10 protein-coding genes are annotated in these 17621 nt (G+C 36.0%); 1 reads left to right on the plus strand and 9 read right to left on the minus strand.

What is annotated here, in order from left to right; translation table 11 throughout:
• Positions 1-300: 300 nt before the first annotated feature.
• The 7 genes from FLACOL7796_RS00600 to FLACOL7796_RS00630 form a co-directional block, all read right to left on the minus strand.
• Positions 301-2286 (minus strand): glycoside hydrolase family 127 protein, encoded by a 1986-nt coding sequence (locus tag FLACOL7796_RS00600; RefSeq protein ID WP_173968765.1) that lies wholly within the window; start codon positions 2284-2286, stop codon positions 301-303.
• 15 nt (positions 2287-2301) lie between these two features.
• Positions 2302-3282, minus strand: coding sequence for an arabinan endo-1,5-alpha-L-arabinosidase (locus FLACOL7796_RS00605; RefSeq protein WP_232067255.1), 981 nt, complete (start codon positions 3280-3282; stop codon positions 2302-2304).
• A 113-nt stretch (positions 3283-3395) separates the two neighbouring features.
• Positions 3396-4352 (minus strand): glycoside hydrolase family 43 protein, encoded by a 957-nt coding sequence (locus FLACOL7796_RS00610; protein WP_173968767.1) that lies wholly within the window; start codon positions 4350-4352, stop codon positions 3396-3398.
• A gap of 217 nt (positions 4353-4569) precedes the next feature.
• A complete protein-coding gene (locus FLACOL7796_RS00615) occupies positions 4570-6192 on the minus strand; it encodes an arabinan endo-1,5-alpha-L-arabinosidase (RefSeq protein WP_173968768.1) in 1623 nt (540 codons plus the stop codon).
• A gap of 10 nt (positions 6193-6202) precedes the next feature.
• A complete protein-coding gene (locus FLACOL7796_RS00620) occupies positions 6203-7750 on the minus strand; it encodes an alpha-N-arabinofuranosidase (RefSeq protein WP_173968770.1) in 1548 nt (515 codons plus the stop codon).
• A 150-nt stretch (positions 7751-7900) separates the two neighbouring features.
• Entirely contained in the window at positions 7901-9463 is a 1563-nt protein-coding gene (locus FLACOL7796_RS00625) for a RagB/SusD family nutrient uptake outer membrane protein (RefSeq protein WP_173968772.1), read from the minus strand.
• Between the two features lie 31 nt (positions 9464-9494).
• A complete protein-coding gene (locus FLACOL7796_RS00630) occupies positions 9495-12551 on the minus strand; it encodes a SusC/RagA family TonB-linked outer membrane protein (protein WP_173968774.1) in 3057 nt (1018 codons plus the stop codon).
• 555 nt (positions 12552-13106) lie between these two features.
• Here FLACOL7796_RS00630 and FLACOL7796_RS00635 point away from each other — a divergent pair.
• Positions 13107-13796: an NUDIX hydrolase gene (locus FLACOL7796_RS00635; RefSeq protein ID WP_173968776.1), complete on the plus strand. Its 690-nt coding sequence runs from the start codon at positions 13107-13109 to the stop codon at positions 13794-13796.
• Between the two features lie 427 nt (positions 13797-14223).
• Here FLACOL7796_RS00635 and fsa read toward each other — a convergent pair whose 3' ends face one another.
• Complete coding sequence (fsa, locus tag FLACOL7796_RS00640) at positions 14224-14880, minus strand: fructose-6-phosphate aldolase (RefSeq protein WP_173968778.1); 657 nt, start codon at positions 14878-14880, stop codon at positions 14224-14226.
• A 9-nt stretch (positions 14881-14889) separates the two neighbouring features.
• Entirely contained in the window at positions 14890-16944 is a 2055-nt protein-coding gene (locus tag FLACOL7796_RS00645) for a transketolase family protein (RefSeq protein WP_173968780.1), read from the minus strand.
• Positions 16945-17621 lie beyond the last annotated feature (677 nt).

Consider the following 17621-nt stretch of genomic DNA (forward strand, 5'->3'; position numbering starts at 1 on the left):
ATTTTCTAATTTTTGACGTTTTAAACACATAGAAACATAGCTTTTGATTTCTTAAAAAAGGCATTTCATTTATCTAAAAAAACATAGCTATGTGTGCAAATCCAGATTTGTTTTATTCTCTTTTTTATTCATTTAGAAATCTATGTTTCTATGTGTTTAAATATTTCTCTCGCAGATTTTGCAGATCGAGCAGATTTTTTAATCTGTGGCTATTTTTATTTCTATATGTTCAACGGATTAAAATCCGTCGCTACAATATGCTTCGTCCCTCCAGAACTTTTAATTTTTAATTCTTAATTTTTAATTGGTTTTATAATCCAACCAAACTTTCATCTTCCCAACTCCTCTATTTGACCAGCTGTAATACGGAATTGCTTTGAATTTTGAATTTTCAATTACATTTACGCCTTGCAATAAATTAGGTTCTTTTTTTACTTTGAAAGTATCTCCGGATGCTACATTTATTTTGTCGAAATTGTTTTTATTATCAGCTTCTTCAACAGCATAAACGATTGGTCCGTATTCTAAAGCGACTTTGTTTTTATTGGTTGCTACTTTTGCATTGGTTTCAACTTCCTGAACTTCCATTGGAAAATTAAGATTGATTTTGTCTCCTTTTTTCCAATTTCTTGTAATGGTGAAATAACCGTCTTGTGGCTGAAGTGCCAATGTTTCTCCGTTCAAATTAATGGTTGCTTTTTGAGTTGACGCTTTTTTATAAGAATATAAATCTCCCGGCAAAACTTCATTTCTTGCCCAACCCGGAACTCTCAATTTGATTGTAAATTGACTTTCTTTTTTCGGGTTAACCGAAATATTTACTTTTCCGTTCCAAGGATATCCGGTTTGCTGAGAAATCTGTAAATCGGTTTTTCCTAAAGTGAAAGAGGCGTTGTTTGAAGCGTACAAATTGACATAAAGCGCGTCTTTTGATTTCGAATAAATAAGACCCGGAATCGAAGGCACAAATCGGATTAAGTTTGTTGGACAACAAGAACAATCAAACCAAGCCTGACGTGTACAAGATCCTCTATTTGATTTAAAAACGCCATCAGATTCTAAGGCATTTGGATAGAAAAATTCTTTTCCATCTAATGAAATTCCGGAGATTAATCCGTTGTACATGGTTCTTTCGATTACATCAAAATATTCTGATTTTCCGTATAAATTGTGCAATCTGTGATTCCAGTAAACATCGCCAATTGCAGCGCAGGTTTCATTGTATGCGGTTAAATTTGGCAATTCATAATTGTCTCCAAAAGCTTCTCCTTCGTGTCTCGAACCAATTCCGCCCGTGATGTACATTTTTTTATTCACCATATTGCTCCATAAATTATTGACGGCATCTGTATAGCCTTTGTCTTTTGTCATCGCAGCAATATCTGTCATTCCAGCGTACATGTAAACGGCTCTTACGGCATGTCCAACCACTTCGTTTTGCTGAATAACCGGAATATGATCTTGTGCATATTCGCCATATAATTTATGATTGTTCGGATTTCCGCGATTGTCTAAATAATATTTTGCCAGTTTTAGATAATCTTCTTTTCCTGTAATTTGATACAATTTGATCAAACCTGTTTCTACAATTTGATGTCCGGGAACTCCTTTTACCTGACCTGGTTTATCACCAAAAGTTTTTACTAATAAGTCGGCATTTTTGATGGCAATATCAAGGAAATTTCTTTTTCCGGTTGCTTCATAATGTACCACAGCAGCTTCGATCAAATGCCCTGCATTGTAGCATTCATGGCTAATTTGTAATGATTCCCAACGTTTTCCTTCAATTACCGGAACCCAAGGTGCTGGTGGTTTCGCCGGATTTATGGTTCTCCAGGTTGTTAGATAACCATCTTTTTCCTGACCAATTTTTACAATGGCAATCAAGGAATCTAATACTTTTTCAAGTTTTGGATTTGGTGCACTAATTAAGGTATTTGATGCGCCTTCGATAATTTTATAAACATCAGTATCATCAAATGGCATTTCTCCTCTTACTGTTCCGGTTTTTTGTTTTCCTGCAATTAAGAAGTTTTCAAAACGTCCTTCTTCATTACATTTTTGAATGGCATATGCAATCGTAATTTCCTGTACTCTTTTTATAATAGGCAACCAAAAAGAATCGGTTAGTTTTACATTTTGAATGTTGACCGGTTCAATTTCGTAGCCTGCTTTTAGAGCCGATGTTTTATTCGATTGCACTACGCCATTCTTAGTTTCTTTACATGAAACAAAAATTAGAAATGATAGAAAAACTGCTACAATATGGAAAGTGTATTTTTTCATTATATTATTTTTATTCTATTTTAAAACGGGCCATAAATCATTGTCCCAAAGCATTTCTTTAACGACTAATCTTGGTGTTCCGTTGGTTTTCTTTTCGTAAGCATGATAAAAAATATAATCTTTGCCATCAAAAGTATAAGCGCTGTTATGGCCTGCGCCAAAGTAATTTTCATCGCCCTGAACGACTAAACTTCCTCCGCCTTCATTTAAAGATTTTCCGTCTTTATCGACATAAGGTCCTATTACATTTTTAGATCTTCCAACAACGACTTTATAGGTGCTTTTTTCTCCGCGGCAGCATAAATCCCAAGAAAGAAATTGATAATAATAGCCGTTTTTCTTAAAGATAAAAGGAGCTTCCAGCGCGCCATCTCCGGGATCTGAATCTGGTAATTCGAAGGTTCTTTTTCGTTTTGAAATCGTATGCCATTCTTGTGGCTGAGCAATTGATTTTAAATCGGGATTTAGTTTTACTAATTTCAATCCTTCCCAAAAAGAACCGAATGATAACCAAGGTGTATTGTTTTCATCGAAGATTAAATTCGGATCAATGGCATTCCACATATCACGATTGGGTTGCGATTGAATTACAATTCCCTGATCGACCCATTTGTACTTTTTGTCTTTTGGATCTAATGTTGTATTGGTCGCCACACCAATTGCCGATGTATTTTTGGCGAAAGCCGAAACCGAATAATACAGATAATAAACATTGTTGTGTAATGAAATATCCGGCGCCCAGATGTGGTTTTTGAAATCGGCCGCAACGCCATCTGCCCAAACGGGTTTGTCTTTGAAAACCTGCGGTTCCGGATTCCAGTTTTTTAAATCTTTCGAACTAAAAACACTGATTCCGTTTCCGGTACAATACAAATAATAGGTGTCTTTTTGTTTGATGACGACGGGATCGTGAACGACTATTTCCTGCGCAAATGAAACCGAACCAATCAGAAGGATTAGTGCGAAAATTGCGTGTTTTATGTTTTTATAAACCATATAAGTGATTTGTTTGTGAAATGTAAATTGTAAAATGTGACTGCGACTGCGACTGAAAACTTTTAAAATCATATAAGTCAGCTGAAAACTGCCACTGAGACTGAGACTAAAAACTACTGAATTCCTTCAGATGTCATTACAACACGTTTCATGGTTCCGTCTTTGTTATAGTATAATTTATCTACGCAAACTGATCTTCTGAAACTTCCACCATGCGGAATTGATGCTCCGTTGTGATAAATAAAATACGATTGTCCTTTAAAATCTATAATCGATTGATGATTCGTATTACTATTTCCTGCAATTTCATTCAGGATTCCTTTAAACTCCCACGGTCCGGTGATGGACTTACTCATAGCGTAGGCGATTTTCTCCGGAAACTCATAAGCGTATGATAAATAATACCAGTCTTTGTGTTTATGAATCCAAGGTGCTTCGGTAAAATGTGGCAGATCGATGTGCTGAATTGGCCCGTCTAATTCTAACATGTTTTCTTTTAGTTTGGCATAATGACAAGCGGTATTTCCCCAAAACAAATACGCTTGTCCATCATTATCGATATAAACTGTCGGGTCGATATCGTCCCAGCTTATATCGCTAAATTTGGTCATGTCGTTTGTAATTAAGGCTTTTCCTAAAGCATCTTTAAAAGGTCCTGTTGGACTGTCTGAAACTGCAATTCCAATCGATTTTCCATGTACTGAACCATGTTCAACAGTTACATACCAATAAAATTTTCCGTTTCTTTCAATTACCTGCGAAGCCCATGCGTCTCCTTTTGCCCAGGCAAAATCAGAGGCTTTTAGAGGCACCGGATGCGATTCCCATTTTTTCATGTCTGAAGAAGAATACACCACCCATTCATTCATTTTATAAAAATTAAAATCGTTTGGCGCTTCGTCATGACCTGCGTATAGATAGACTTTATCTTTATAAACCAATGCCGCAGGATCTCCTGTATATTGATCTTTGATGATCGGATTATTGAATTTTACCGGGTCAATTTGAGCAACTACTTTGCACGAAGTAATTAAAATTAAAATAGACAGGCTTGTAAGTAGATTTTTCATTCTGATACATTTGTGTTTTTTGCCACAGATTAAAAGATTAAAATGATTTTTTTAACCTTAGCTTTATTTTTTTTGCCACGAATTGCACCAACTTTCTCGAATTTAATTTTTGGAATTAGTGGCTTATTTTCTTGAGCAAATTTTTTAATCTTTTAATCCTTTAATCTGTGGCTATTATTTAATACTTGGGATTTAAGAAATTGGAATTTCTAATTTTCTAATTAATCTTTTTACCCCAAACCGGTAATCCTGTTGCTGTTAAACCTGAGTAACTCAAAGTCACTTTTCTGGTGGCTGATTCCCAATCCCAGGCATCGGTTACATTACATTTTATTCCGTTTATGGTTAAGATTTTTTTGGCGCTGTCGTAAGACCAGATTCCGTTAACATCTCCGCTCACTTTTTTATCTCCGGTTAAATAAACGGTAACTGATTTTTGAATGGCTTTGTATTGATAGTTCATGGTAATTTGTTCCCATGTTCCAATAAAACTAGCTTCAGAAATAGTGGTTGTCGGCACTCCTGCATAACGTTCTGCTTCTACTACAGGCCAGCCATCTTCTGTCCATTGAATACCGCGAACATGTCCCATCATGACTGCATTAGAAACTGCAATTCCGGGAACTCCCTCTGGCAAGCGGGCTTGCGATGCGTAATACCATTGTTTGGTTTCGGGGTTTTGAAAAATTCCGCAATGTGAGATTCCAACCCAACCGGTATGATTTTTAAAAGAGTATGGATGCGTTAACATTGGGAAACAATCGGCTCCGCTTGTAATGCTGGTTCCGCTAATGGTTTGATAAGGTCCCAGAATGTTTTTTGAACGTGCAACACGTGTATTATAAGCAACTGATAATTCGTCATACGCCAGAAATAAATAATAATATTGTGTGTCCGGATTATAAATAATTTCAGGTCCTTCGAGTGCTTGCCAACGATTTGAATTTACATTTCCGCGTCCTGCGATACGTACTCCGTAATCGTCAATTGTTTTTAATTTATCCGGTTTTCCTGTTGCCGGGTTCAGTTTTAAAGCTGCAATTCCGGAATGCCATGAACCGTAAATTAAATACTGATCGCCTTCGGGAGTCTGAATAAAACTGGGATCGATGGCGTTGAATTTAAAATAGGCATCCCAATCGTTTCCTCCGTTTCTAACATAACTTTTTACGCCATCGGGTTCAGAGCAAACGACCATTCCTTTGTCTACCCAATTGTTTGAAGCCAAATCACTTGTTTCGGCTAAGCCAATAAAAGCGCGTTCTGTCCAGGAAGTATTGGTATCTGTTCCTACGATAGGATTTGTTACTACGATGCTATAATACATTCTGTAAATATTGCCCACTTTTCGAACGCAAGGTGCCCAATATCCATAATTCGGATTTGTAATGGGAGGCAATGCAGGCGACATTCTGGCTCTTTTATTATTTAAAGAATCTTTTACCCAGGCAGGAGCTTCGGTCATTGATGATCCCATAAACTCCCAATTGATTAAATCTTTTGATCTTCTGTAAAAAAAATGTCCGTGACCATCTGTTGCATTTCCGTAAGAAGCATCGGTTTGATACATATAATAGTATTCGCCTGATTTTTCTACAGATGGATCGTGCACGTTGGCTAAATTCCATTGTGCTCTGCTTCCCCAACCTGATATTGACGTATAATTATCTGCATATGTTGGCCCGGGAAAAGCGGGTGTAACTATGGGAGGATCTACTACAACCGGAGGGCTTGTTTCATTTGTTGCAGGATCGTCTTTAGAACAACTCACCGCGGCAAGAGCAAATAAAACCAACCCGATGTACGAAGTGATTTTGATTATATATTTTGATTTTTTCATTTCTAGCTTGTTATTTTCCTTCTAACACGACTACTGAGAAAGGAGGAATTGTGATTTCTAATTTTCCTTTTTTATTTTCGAAACCTTTAAAAACTGTTGGTACAATTTTGTTTGGAGCATCGAATGAATTATAATCCTGTAATTTTGCCGATGTTATAATAGTTCCTGTAAAGCCTTTAACACCAAGATCCTTTACATCGATTTCTATTTTGTTTTTATTCTTGGCATCAACATTTACTAATGAAATATGAACCAATCCGCTTTTGTCTTTTGATGCCGAAGCTGAAACTGCCGGAAGTGATTCTCCGTTGAAAGTGTATAATGGTGACTGAAAATCGATTGGTAATAATTTAGCATCCTGATGAACGCTGTACATTTTCATAACATGATACGTTGGTGTTGTAATCATTTTTGCTTTATCTGTAAGGATTACAGCTTGCAAAACGTTTACACATTGTGCAAGGTTTGCCATACGAACTCTATCAGCATGATTGTTAAAGATGTTTAGTGTTGCTCCGGCCAAAACTGCATCTCTCATGGTATTTTGCTGGTACAAGAATCCAGGATTTGTTCCTTTTTCTACTTCGTACCAAGCTCCCCATTCGTCTACAATCATGGCTACTTTTTTCTCCGGATCGTATTTGTCCATAATGGCAGAATGTTTCGTTACCAATTCTTCCATTTTTAGCGCCGATTGCATGGTATGAAAATATCCGTCTTCGGTAAAGTTTACGCCATCTCCTTTTTTAGCCCAGTCGATTACAGCATAATGATGTACTCCAACTCCGCCTAACATATTGATCGGAATGTTTTTCATTAAAACTTCTGTCCAGTTATAATCAGCGCTGTTTGATCCTGATGCAATACGAGTGATTCCGCCTGTGTTTTCCCAATCCGACATAAAAGTGGCATATTTGCGGTATTCATTAGCATAATATTCTGCTGTCATGTTACCTCCACAACCCCAGGCTTCATTTCCGATTCCCCAGAATTTAACTTTCCATGGTTCTGTTCTTCCATTTTTTTTACGCAAATCACTCATTGGGCTTTTACCGCTAAAGTTGGTATACTGCACCCAATCTGCCAATTCCTGAACCGTTCCGCTACCTACATTTCCGGATAAATATGGTTCTGCTCCAAGCAATTCGCACATGTTTAAGAAATCATGTGTTCCAAAGCTGTTGTCTTCTGTTACTCCTCCCCACCATTGGTTTACAATTGTAGGTCTTTCTTGTTGTGGTCCAATTCCGTCTTTCCAGTGGTACGTATCGGCAAAACATCCGCCAGGCCATCTTAAATTTGGAATTTTTAATTCTTTTAAAGCTTTAACAATATCATTTCTAACTCCTTTTGTATTTGGAATTTTGGATGTATCTCCCACAAAAAAACCTCCATAAATAGAGCGTCCCAAATGTTCTGCAAAATGTCCGTAAATATTTTTGTTGATTGTTGGCGCGTCTGCATTGTTTTTAATCGTAACCACTGTGGTTTGATTTTGAGCGAAACTAACCTGACTGAAAAGGGTAAAAAGAAACGTGCTTAAAAGTACTTTTTTCATGATATGTTTAATTTATAAAATCATGTGAAAGTTTTTAAGCTCTCACATGATGTTAAGTATTCTAACTAATTCAAATAAATTCTATTTTTTAGTCGCAGTTTTCAGTCTCAGTTTTCAGTTTAAAGTGGGACTGAGACTGAGACTGAAAACTTAATAACTGTCATTCTGTTTTGTTCCCGGATTATTATCCATTTCTAATTGCGGAATTGGATAAAATTCTCTTCCAGGTGTATAAGAATTAAACTCAGCATCTCTCGATTTTAGCCATGCCAGTTTTGCTGAATTTTGCAACCATCCCCAACGACGAATGTCATCAAAACGGTGTCCTTCAAGTGGGAACTCCAGGAATCTTTCGTGACCTAGCTGCTCTCTCATTTGTTCTTGCGTCATATTTGGTTTTACTGTTGCCAAGTCCGGCAAACCCACTCTGTTTCGTACCATTTGGATATATCCGTATGCTCCTGGAGTATCGCCCGTTTCGTTTAGAGTTTCGGCATACATTAAAAGAATATCTGCATATCTTAATAAACGCTCGTTGATACCGGAACGCCAGTCGTATTCATCTGCAAATTCTCCATCAGAATTTTGGTATTTTCTACAAAATATGTCGTTTAAATCTCCGGGACTTGTAGCATAAAAAGCAGCAAAATCTTTTCCGTACAATTTCATTCCGCCTGGTTTGTTATAAAATATAGTAGCATCTAAACGCGGATCAAGATCTCCTGTTTTTGTTTTTTCATCATGAAATTCATTGAATAATGCCCATGAAGGCTGAACATCTGTCCATCCAAAAGCTCTTGGTGCATAAGTAATCGCACGCGCAGAAGTTTTTCCCCAACCTGATGCCGGAGCTCCTCCCCAACCTAAATCAACTCCACCTGCTTCTCGGCTAAATTGTACTTCGAAAAGAGATTCAGAATTGTTTTCGTTTGCAGTTGTAAAATTATCGCGGTAGTTGGATACTAAAGAGTAAACGCCTAAATCGATTACTTGTCTGAAAGCCGTTTTAGCATTCGCAAAATCTTTATTAAACAAATATGCTTTTCCTAAATATCCTAATGCAGCACCTTTTGTAGCGCGTCCTTTTTGACCTCCGTCTAAACCTGAAATATTATCATACGAAACAGGCAATAAATCGGCAGCAGCCTGAAAATCGGCAATAACCTGAGCCCAGCCTTCTGCTTCTGTTTTCTGCGGATAATATACTGCCAGTTCTGTTGGTACCGGTACATTTTTAAACAAGTTAACGGCATGAAATAAAAATAATCCTCTCAAAAAATACGCTTGTCCTAAAATTCTGTTTTTAAGCGCCTGATCCTGAAAACCTATTTCCGGTACATTTGTTAAAACCTGATTGGCACGGTAAATTCCCTGATAATAGGTTTCGAAAGCCCATCCATAAATGGATGCGTCGGCAACATTTGAGTTAAAGTGACCTGCATTATACATTGAACCCCAAGGGCTATTGGTACGCGCATCATCTGCTCTTGCGTCTAATAATAATGGTGTACTTCTCATGTACGTTCCATCTGTTAATAAACTTCCGTAAGCTGCATTTACTCCTTCAATAGCATCCTGATCTGTTTTCCAGAATGAATCTACTGCATTATTATTTGGGTCAATTTGGGTCAAATCTTCATTTTCAACACAGCTTGTTGTTACAACAGCCAATGAAAAGAAAATCGCTATATAATTATATATCTTATATTTCATTTTAATACGTTTTTAATGGGTTAAACCAGTTTTAGAAATTTACCTCTACTCCTAAAGAAATAGTTCTTGGATTTGGGAAAGATCCTGCATCATATCCTCTTGAAAGCAATCCGTCACTATTAAAGTCGGGATCATATCCTGTATATTTTGTAATCGTCCATAAGTTCTGACCATTAACATATACTCTTGCTTTTTGGATAAATTTGTCTTTCAACGGAATATTAAAACCTAGTTCCATTGTTTGCAATCTCACGTAGTCTCCACTTTGAATGAATCGGTTTGAATCTCTGTTATTTCCGTTAGGATCACCAATTACCGGTGCCGGAACATTCGTATTGGTGTTAGTAGTAGTCCAATAATTCAATTCATCTGTACTGTGGTTTCCGTATTGTCCTGTCATTAAATTACGGTACATGGCATTAAAAACTTTGTTTCCTCCGCTACCTTGCCAAAACATTGAGAAGTCAAAATTTTCATAAGAAGCACTGAAATTCAATCCAAAACCATATTTAGGAATCGATACTCCCTGAAAAGTTCTGTCAGCATCTGTAATAATTCCGTCTCCGTTTACGTCTTTAAATTTCACATCTCCCGGAGCTGCACCAGTTTGTGTTGGAGAAGCTGCAACTTCGGCTGCGTTTTGAAAAATACCAACAGCTTCCCAGGCATAAATTTCTCCTACAGATCTTCCTAATTGTGTTTTTGAAACTGCTCCGTAAAGAGGATTTCCGTTTACTCCAATTTTGGTTACTACATTTTTTAAAGTTCCAAAATTTCCTGAAATGTCGTATTTGAATTTACGGTGATGATTACTATATGACGCTGTAAATTCGAAACCTTCATTTTGCATATCTCCTGCATTAGTAAAAATACTAGCCGGGAAAGCACCATTAGAATATGGTAAAGGGACATTCACCAACATGTCTGTTACTTTTTTCATAAAATACTCTCCTGTAAATTGCAAGTCGTTATCTAAAAACCCTAACTCTAATGCTATATTTTTACTGGTTGTTTTTTCCCAATGCACATTAGGATCAAGTGCTGCAACAACAGTTGTTCCCGGAGCAAGTGAATTATTAAAATCATAACCTGCAAAACTATTTACTGTCGAAGCAAAGAAGTATTGCGGAATGGTATTATTTCCGATTGTACCATAACCTCCTCTAAGTTTAATATTGCTCACCCATTTTGGTAAGTGTAAAAACTTCTCATTACTAATTTTCCAACCTCCTGAAAAAGAGTAGAAGTTTGCCGAATTATTGATCTCACTAAAAAGAGAAGTTTTATCTTGTCTGAAATTTGCCTGTAGCAAATACCTGTCATCATAAGCATAGTTTAATCTGCTGATGTATGATATTCCTGTAATAGTAAATTTATATTCGCTCGCATTTCTTGCATCAGCAAACTGAAGCATTGGTATTTCTCCAGGCGTATAACCTACACCTCTTGAATTATATCTGTGATGGTCTCTTCTTTCCTGAATCAATCCTGCAAGAGCATCAATTTTATGTTTCCCTAATGAAATTTCGTAAGTCAATAAATTATTCCAGAACGTTCTTAACTCATTTCCAGTTTCTGTATCTAAAGAAGCCTCATCGTTTGTCGTGATATAATACCATCCTAAATCACTTGGCGGTATAAACTTTCTGTTTTCCCAATCTGTTCTGTCATAACTTACATCCAATTTGTATTTAAGCCCTTTAACAATTTCAATTTCGCCCCAGATGTCTCCAATAAAACGGTTTCTTTTACCATTATTTGTGATCAAATTATTATATCCAATAGGGTTCATTGAGATGGCTCTTTGTGTCAGGTTATCTGTTCCTCCGTAACCTCCTAATCTGTTAGCGTCGTAAACCGGCATTGTTGGTACAGCACCTAACATATCACTGATAAAGGTTTGTCCTGCATTATATTCGTTAAAAATTTCCTTATCAGATTGTGTATAGGCAATTTTCGCCCCGTATTTGAATTTTCCTTTTTTACCATTCAAATTCAAATTCGTTGACAGCCTTTCATAATCCTGTGGCGTTTTTAAGTAGCTGGTGTTTTTGAAATAATCAACATTAAAGCTGTACGCAATATTTTCAGCACCTCCAGAAAATGTAAGTGCCTGATTTTGTACCACACCCGTTTTCATCGATTCTTTTTGCCAGTCTGTATCAACATTTGAAATGTATGATGAACTTGCCGGATTGTTTCCGGGAGCAATATTTACAGGAACCCCTGCTCTAATGTCTCTGTTTCTTTCGGCCTCACTGGTAATTTGCTGATAACCCAAACGATCTGTTACATCCCATCTTTTAGTAACATTCTGAAGTCCCACAATAGATTTGAATTTAACGTCTGTTTTACCTGCTTTACCTTTTTTAGTTGTAATAATTACCACTCCATTTGCTCCACGAACCCCATAAATAGCGGCCGATGATGCATCTTTAAGAACCTGCATAGATTCAATTTCTCCTGGTGCAAAATCATTTGGAGCATCCACCATAATTCCATCAATAACAAAAAGAGGATTGTTATTTGTGAATGAAGTTATCCCTCTAATTTTGACATTTACAAAACCACCCGGCTCTCCTGAAGATTGTACCGTTACTCCCGGAACCTGTCCCTGAAGCATTTTTGCAGCATCGTATGTTACGTTTTTTTTAGCCGATTCCATATTAACAACACTTACAGATCCGGTTAGATCTGATTTCTTTTGTGTTCCGTAACCAATTACGACTACTTCATTTAGTTTGTTCGTGTCTTCGCTTAAAACTGCATTTACTTTAGATTGATTTCCTACCGTTAATTCCTGATTTTGAAATCCTATAAATGAAAAAACTAAAATATCGTTTGGAGATGCTTTAATCGAATATTCTCCATCAAAACCTGTTGTCGAAACGGTTTTGGTTCCTTTTATCATAATATTCACTCCCGGCAAAGGCAGTTTGTCTTGCGCCGAGGTAACAATTCCGGTAATCACTTTGCCCTGAGCCGACATTTGATTTACGGAAAATAATAGCATCATAAATGCTACAAGCCATTCTTTTTTTGGCAATAAAAAATTGCAGTAAAAAAATAATTTTTGGTTTGTTATCATACTGGTTAGTTTAAGTTGGTTAGCGTATAATTATAAGTGTTAATTTTACATTTGTAAATTTAACTAAAAAAAAAGCTTAAAAACAAATTAATATGGCAAAAAAAGGACTCAAAAAAAACGCATATCATAAATTAAGTGTAAAAACAACATTTAAAAATTAATGTTATTTTCAAAAAAAAGAGCTTTTTGATCTATAATTTGTGTAAAACCAACACTTTTTATTAAAAAGCAACTTTTTACTCAAAAAACGGCATTAGAAAAAAATTTCACATTTGAGTTATTTATTGAAGATTATGAGCATAAAATTTTGTTATTTTTGTAAATAAAATCCTCTTTAGGCTCTTTTAAATTTTGACAGAAAGATTGTTTTTTGATGAAATCGAAGTTTTTTCATTCCGAAAACGATTGAAAAAGATAAATCGTGATCTAAATTTGACTATAAAAAACTCATTATTGAACTTCTGGAAAAAGACTAATTTATTAAGTGTAAAATCTACATTAATAAATTATGAAACGTATTAGGAAGTTTATATATTTACCAATAAAAAATTGAATATGCTAAACAGTTATAGTTCTGCAGATAAAGTCTTATTAGCAGTAGATTGTATCATTTTTGGATTCGACAGCGAAGGGTTGAAAATCCTTTTGATCAAGAGAGACTTTGAGCCTGAAAAGGGAAAATGGTCTTTGATTGGAGGTTTTTTAAAGCGTGATGAAGTATTGGATGATGCTGCGATTAGAATCTTGAATACTTATACAGGTTTAAACGACATTTATATGGAGCAACTATATGCTTACAGCGAAATTGATCGTGATCCTGTCGAAAGAACCATTTCGGTTTCGTATTATGCTTTGATTAATATTGAAAATCATAATGCTGAACTGATTAAAAATTATCATGCACAATGGTTTAGTATTGCTGATGCTCCTAATTTAATTTTTGACCATAACGAAATGGTTCAAAACGCCATTAAAAGACTTCGTTACAGAACTTCGATAAAACCAATTGGTTTTGAGTTGTTGCCTGAAAAGTTTACCATGCGTCAGTTATTAGAATTATACGAAGCAATTTTGAGTAAGGAATTAGACAAACGTAACTTTATCAGCAAAATTAATTCTTTAGAAATTTTGAATAAACTGGATGAAAAAGACATGCAGTCTTCGCGAAAAGGATCTTATCTGTATACTTTTAATAAAGAAAAATATGAAGAGAAATTACTTAACGATTTCGTATTGAATTTGTAAAAAGTGGTTTGCCCACGGATTTTACTGATCGAACTGGTTTTCGCTGATTTTTTTTATAGGCAACTCTAAAAAATTCTCTCGCAGATTTGGCAGATTAATAGTTTAAAAAAAATCTGCTAAATCTGCGAGAGAAAAAAAAGAAAAAATCCGTGCTAATCTGTATCACCCGCGCAATCTGTGGGCCTATGATAAAAAACAAAACCCTGAAAGCCACAAACTTTCAGGGTTTTTTCTTCAAAAAAACTACAATTAAAAACTAACAAATTATCTTGTAAGTTTTGGTCACGGATTAAGCAGATAAACAGACTGATTTTATTTTATTTATCAATTGATCTGATAAATTTTAGTTTTGCTATCCCATTTTTTAAAATTAAAATCTGTGTCAAAACATTTACCGTTCAAATCCGTGCGCCAAAAAGTATTCTGATTAGCTATTTCCTTTTTGATAATCAGCAAGGAAAGTTGCAAGACCAATATCTGTTAAAGGATGTTTTAGTAAACCTTCGATGGCACTTAATGGGCCGGTAATAACATCTGATCCTATTTTTGCACAATTGATAATGTGCATTACGTTACGAACAGAAGCTGCCAAAATTTGAGTTTCGTATCCGTAATTATCATAAATTAGTCTGATATCTTCAATTAATACCATTCCGTCAGTCGAAATATCATCTAAACGGCCAATAAATGGCGAAACATAAGTTGCTCCGGCCTTTGCTGCCAACAAAGCCTGACCCACAGAAAATACCAAAGTACAGTTGGTTCTGATTCCTTTATTCGAAAAATACCTGATGGCTTTTACACCATCTTTTATCATCGGGATTTTTACCACAATCTGCGGATGCAATGCTGCCAGTTTTTCACCTTCAGCTACCATACCTTCAAAATCTGTTGAGATTACTTCGGCACTTACATCGCCATCCACCAATTCGCAAATTTTTATATAATGGTCTAAAATATTCTGAGCTCCGGTAATACCTTCTTTTGCCATTAAGGAAGGGTTTGTGGTTACACCATCTAAAACGCCTAAATCATTGGCTTCTTTAATATCTTTTAAGTTTGCTGTGTCTATAAAAAATTTCATGTCGTTCTATTATTTTAATAAGTTGTAATTATTATTTTCTAAATATTTCAGGATTTCTTTACGTGCATTTTCGCTGGTAAATCCAAATTTCTGATCTAAAACTGATGCGGGAGCCGAATAGCCAAAATGGTCTAAACCAAAGACTTTTCCTTTGGTACCTACCAGATTTTCAAGATTTACCGGAAGTCCGGCGGTAAGTCCGAAAACCAATGCGCCTTTTGGAATAACACTTTCCTGATATTCTGCCGACTGAGATCTAAAAAGTCCTTCAGAAATAATAGAAGCTACGTTTATATTTAATTTAAAATTCTGCTCCAGCTCATTTGCTGCCTCAATAAGTGTCGCTACTTCAGATCCGTTTGCAATTAAAGTAATATCAGGATTTGAATTTGATTTGACCAGATATCCTCCCTTTTTGGCCTGAGAAGCTTCATCAAATCTTGAATTTCCGCTTGTTGGAATATCCTTGATATCTTGTCTCGAAAGAATTAAACCTGTTGGTGTTTTTTTATTTTCGAGTGCCATTTGCCAGGCTACAGAAGTTTCGACAGCATCTGCCGGACGTAAAGCCAATAAACTCTGATCGCCGGAATGGTTTTTAATTTTTTCTAATAATCGAATTTGTGCTTCCTGCTCGATAGGCTGGTGCGTTGGACCGTCTTCGCCTACGCGGAAAGAATCATGTGTCCAGACATATTTTACCGGTAATTCCTGAATGGCGGCCAAACGAATTGCTGGTTTCATATAATCAGAAAACACAAAAAATGTTGCCACAACCGGAATTACTCCGCCGTGAAGCGCGATTCCGTTTGCAATTGCTGCCATCGTTAACTCGGCAACACCGGCTTGCAAAAATCCTCCGTGAAAATTATTCTTTTGTAAAACCGATGATTTTTTCAGGAAACCATCTGTTTTATCACTATTCGATAAATCGGCAGAAGACACGATCATATTCTCTACGTTCTCTGCCAGATATCCTAAAACTGCTGCCGATGCATCGCGTGTTGCTGCATTGGCTTTTTGAGCAATTGTACTGAAATCTAATGCCGGTAAATCTCCATTAAAAAACTGTTTTATCTTTTCAGCTAATTGTGGGTTTTGTTTTTCCCAGGCCGAAATTTGCATTTTTCTGGCTGCTGATTCTTCTGTTTTATTTTTTAAAATTGCTGCATAATGCAATGCTACATCATTATAAACCGCAAATGAATCTTCAGGATTCGCGCCTAAATTCTGTAATGTTTTTTCGAAATTGGCATTTGTAGCGCCAATAGGTTTTCCGTGCAATTCGCATTGTCCTTCGTACATCGTTCCCTCTGCGGTTACACAACCTTTGCCCATTATGGTGCGGCCAATAATTAAGGTTGGTCTTTCTAATTCGGCGTGGGCTGCATTCAATGCTGAACGAATATGAGTATGATTATGACCGTCGATAGTAATAACTTTCCATCCCCATGATTCATATTTCATTGCCGTATTTTCGGTCGTAACCTCATCTGTCATAGACGAAAGCTGTACATCATTCGAATCATAAAACATGATAAAATTGTTCAGTCCTAAATGTCCTGCAATTCGTCCTGCTCCTTGCGAAATTTCTTCCTGAACACCACCATCGGTTATGAAACCATAAATTTTATGATCGAATAAATTTTCAAATCTTGCTGATAAAAACTTAGCCGCAATTGCTGCTCCAACGCCCATTGCATGTCCTTGTCCTAATGGTCCTGAAGTATTTTCGATACCTCTTTTTACATCAATTTCAGGATGTCCCGGAGTTACAGAACCCCATTGTCTGAAATTTTCAAGATCTGTTTTTTCATAATTACCAAGCAAATGATATTGTGCATACATTAAAGCCGAAAGATGTCCGGCATCCATAAAAAAACGATCTCTGAAAATCCAGTTCATATCAGTTGGATCGTATTTTAAATATTCAGAATATAAAATATGCATGAAGTCTGCACCTCCCATAGATCCTCCCGGATGTCCGGAATTGGCTTTTTCGACCATCGAAATAGCCAAAGCTCTTATATTATCTGCCGATAATTGGTCTATTTTGTTGTTCATTTCTAAAGTTAATTTTAAGTTGGTTGGTTTATTTAATAGCAAATTTGTTTTTGTCTTTACTTCATTTTAAAACAACGCTTGTGCCATTTTTATAAAAGAAAAACAAAACAAATTATAAGTGTAAAATTTACATTTACAAATGTATGTAAAATAATTCCACAAAAACAAAAAAATTGTTTCCCCGTTTTTTTAATTAAAAAATTGGGAATTTAACAGATTATGTGTTTTTATTCTGAGACATTGATTTTTTAGATAATGGAGATTGGAAATTAAATGGGTATGTCTTTGTCATGGCACGCAGATGACACGGATTTGCTTCGCAAAAACGCAGATTAAAAACGGATTTTTATTCTTTTTTATTTTTTCAACATAAAATAACTACAATCTTGTCATCCTGAGGAACGAAGGATCACACTAGTAATTCCGCAATCTTTGTCATAGCCCACGGATGACACGGATTTGCTTCGCAAAAACGCGGATTGAAAACGGATTTTTATTCTTTTTTATTTGTTCGTAATCGCCAATCTTTGTGGAGTTTCTTGTGTGATCCTTCGTTCCTCCTTTAGATTTGTTTTTTGAAATTTAATTAAATTTATGATTGAGAAAGGAAGCAAAAGTAAACTGTTCGTTCCTGCGAGTTCGTGACTCATATCCTGATTAAGACTTTCGCTTCCTCT

The organism is Flavobacterium bizetiae (assembly GCF_902804475.1).
In the GTDB taxonomy this organism is placed as follows: domain Bacteria; phylum Bacteroidota; class Bacteroidia; order Flavobacteriales; family Flavobacteriaceae; genus Flavobacterium; species Flavobacterium bizetiae.

Coding starts and splice junctions, on each gene's coding strand:
- fsa (WP_173968778.1), bottom strand. CDS start 14,880: ATGAAATTTTTTATAGACACAGCAAACTTAAAAGATATTAAAGAAGCC.
- FLACOL7796_RS00635 (WP_173968776.1), top strand. CDS start 13,107: ATGCTAAACAGTTATAGTTCTGCAGATAAAGTCTTATTAGCAGTAGAT.
- FLACOL7796_RS00615 (WP_173968768.1), bottom strand. CDS start 6,192: ATGAAAAAATCAAAATATATAATCAAAATCACTTCGTACATCGGGTTG.
- FLACOL7796_RS00625 (WP_173968772.1), bottom strand. CDS start 9,463: ATGAAATATAAGATATATAATTATATAGCGATTTTCTTTTCATTGGCT.
- FLACOL7796_RS00630 (WP_173968774.1), bottom strand. CDS start 12,551: ATGATAACAAACCAAAAATTATTTTTTTACTGCAATTTTTTATTGCCA.
- FLACOL7796_RS00645 (WP_173968780.1), bottom strand. CDS start 16,944: ATGAACAACAAAATAGACCAATTATCGGCAGATAATATAAGAGCTTTG.
- FLACOL7796_RS00610 (WP_173968767.1), bottom strand. CDS start 4,352: ATGAAAAATCTACTTACAAGCCTGTCTATTTTAATTTTAATTACTTCG.
- FLACOL7796_RS00620 (WP_173968770.1), bottom strand. CDS start 7,750: ATGAAAAAAGTACTTTTAAGCACGTTTCTTTTTACCCTTTTCAGTCAG.
- FLACOL7796_RS00600 (WP_173968765.1), bottom strand. CDS start 2,286: ATGAAAAAATACACTTTCCATATTGTAGCAGTTTTTCTATCATTTCTA.
- FLACOL7796_RS00605 (WP_232067255.1), bottom strand. CDS start 3,282: ATGGTTTATAAAAACATAAAACACGCAATTTTCGCACTAATCCTTCTG.